The sequence below is a fragment of the Paenibacillus sp. 01L418 genome, assembly GCF_056400045.1.
The window spans coordinates 1-2,020 of sequence record NZ_JBFTSN010000683.1; the positions used below are offsets into that span (position 1 = coordinate 1).

Genomic DNA, 2,020 nt, shown 5'->3' on the forward strand with positions numbered 1-2,020 from the left:
TCCACTGCCATGTGTGTACGTACCTCCTTAAGGTTTTACGTAAGTAAAATCCACTTCGAAAGCATAGGCTCAGGTGTTACGATAGTAAAATCCACTTCGAAAGCATAAGCCTAGGTTTTACGATAGTAAAATCCACTTCGAAAGCATAGACCTAGGTTTTACGTTAGTAAAATCCACTTCGCAAACATATCCCGCCTATGACAACGAGTAGATTTGTCTATGTATAACTTATTCGAGAAAAGGGAGACACATGCCCATCAGATATGGCGAAATTATGATTTGAGGGGGGAAATATTCGTTGCACTATCGAGTGACCAAAAATAATCTGAGGTTAGTAGGATTGGTGGGAAATCCGCTTTTAGAAAAACCTAGCATCCTAAGTTTGTATGTCCTGTAAAAAAAAAAACAAAAAGACTTTGCATCCTGCCTATAGACAGTTTACAAAGCCGTATCCTTCATGATGAGTCTAGCTGACCGAGGAGTTGATTCTGCACAATTCATTTTCCACCAATGTCGTTAATTCATCTTCGTAGCCCCCGGTAATCCGGTACTTGCGAATATACTCTTTAACAAATTTACGCGGGTCCTTGGGTTGAAAAATTCTCGTGAGTTCTTTCAGGCTTTCCTTGACTTCATTCTGGCTATGCTTCGCCATGAAATCTCCTCCCCTTTACGTTGGATGGTCGTCCTAAACAGCATTATACGAGACCGCATGCGGCGATTACACCGCAAGAACCCCCACTCGGTGCAGGCAACTCCATGGCCAATGAGTCACAATGTTCGCATTTTTCTTACTATTATAACATTTAGGTTCAGAATATGAAAGTTAACAATTATTAATCTCTTGGCGCGGCTTTTTTGGATTTGGGCGGCTTCTTATGCTCAGAATCCCTTGCGGTTGTTATGCTAATTACGTTTGGAGGCGAGACATCAGCTGACTGGTGAGACGTAGATGAAAGCCGATCTTTACGAAACATTCTTAAATATGCGATCACGCCAATAATGGCGACCAAAATTCCGAATGCTAAAACCAATGTCGTTACCCAGCCCTGAACCATGTCCTCGCCTCCTTCCCATATTACTTTTATCGGTATATTACGCTTAATTATTAGCTCTGTTCCACTCGAACTATTTTTCCATAATTAGGTATTATTATATCGTACCAGAAGCAAGCAATCAACTTACGAAAATGTGAACTAAATGATCCGATACGCACCAATCCCGCAAACGAGCAGCTTGCCTGCGTCATCCTTTACCTGCGCTTGCAGCGTCAGTGTACGTTCCGTTCGGTGAACCAGCTCTGCTTCGCAAAGCAGCACGCCGCCCTTGGCGCTGGCGAGAAATTGTGTGTTCAAATTTGCTGTTACCGCGCTTTTCTCAGGTGCTGCTAGCATAACCACAAGCCCCATCGCATTATCCATCAGAGACATCAGCACTCCGCCGTGAACGATGTTTAGCAGATTAAGATGCCGCTCAGTTGCATCCAGGCAAATGGCCGCTTTACTTGCGTTTGCCTGCACGATTTCACAGCCAAGCAATCCCCAAAAGGTGGCTTGCGCACGTTCTGCGAGCCTTGTCAGATGACCGGCTTGATCTGCCTGTTGAACAAACCAATCCTCATCCATACCGCTCACTCTCCCTTCTTCTCCGCCTTTCTCGCCTTTTCAGCCTCCGCCTCCTCCTCCTGCAGTTTTCGACGAAGCACTTTTCCGACCATCGTTTTTGGAAGCGTTTCCCTAAAGGAATAGTGGTGTGGCACCTTATAGGAAGCGAGCCGCTCTCTGCACCAACGGTCAAGCTGACTGCTTGATACTTGCCAGCCCTCCTTAAACACAATAAAAGCTTTTACCGTTTCGCCTCTGTACTCATCCTTCACACCAATCACTGCCGCTTCCCTTACGGCCGGATGCTCGAACAGTACCTCCTCCACTTCACGAGGATAAATATTAAAGCCGCCAGCGATAATAACATCCTTAATTCGATCCATAATCGTAAAATAACCATCTTCATCCATCGTAGC

4 protein-coding genes are annotated in these 2,020 nt (G+C 45.1%); all 4 read right to left on the bottom strand.

Features of this window, described 5'->3' with window-relative positions:
- Nucleotides 1-466 precede the first annotated feature (466 nt).
- Complete coding sequence (locus AC1DSE_RS34615; RefSeq protein WP_076268380.1) at nt 467-655, bottom strand: hypothetical protein; 189 nt, start codon at nt 653-655, stop codon at nt 467-469.
- A gap of 181 nt (nt 656-836) precedes the next feature.
- Entirely contained in the window at nt 837-1,058 is a 222-nt protein-coding gene (locus AC1DSE_RS34620) for a hypothetical protein (RefSeq protein WP_076268381.1), read from the bottom strand.
- 138 nt (nt 1,059-1,196) lie between these two features.
- Nucleotides 1,197-1,625, bottom strand: coding sequence for a PaaI family thioesterase (locus AC1DSE_RS34625; protein ID WP_076268382.1), 429 nt, complete (start codon nt 1,623-1,625; stop codon nt 1,197-1,199).
- 5 nt (nt 1,626-1,630) lie between these two features.
- A partial coding sequence (locus AC1DSE_RS34630) for an AMP-binding enzyme (RefSeq protein ID WP_477529050.1) occupies nt 1,631-2,020 on the bottom strand: 390 nt, incomplete at its 5' end.

Excerpts from the sequence above, each read along its gene's own strand:
- AC1DSE_RS34615 (WP_076268380.1), bottom strand. The coding sequence starts at position 655 with ATGGCGAAGCATAGCCAGAATGAAGTCAAGGAAAGCCTGAAAGAACTC.
- AC1DSE_RS34620 (WP_076268381.1), bottom strand. The coding sequence starts at position 1,058 with ATGGTTCAGGGCTGGGTAACGACATTGGTTTTAGCATTCGGAATTTTG.
- AC1DSE_RS34625 (WP_076268382.1), bottom strand. The coding sequence starts at position 1,625 with ATGGATGAGGATTGGTTTGTTCAACAGGCAGATCAAGCCGGTCATCTG.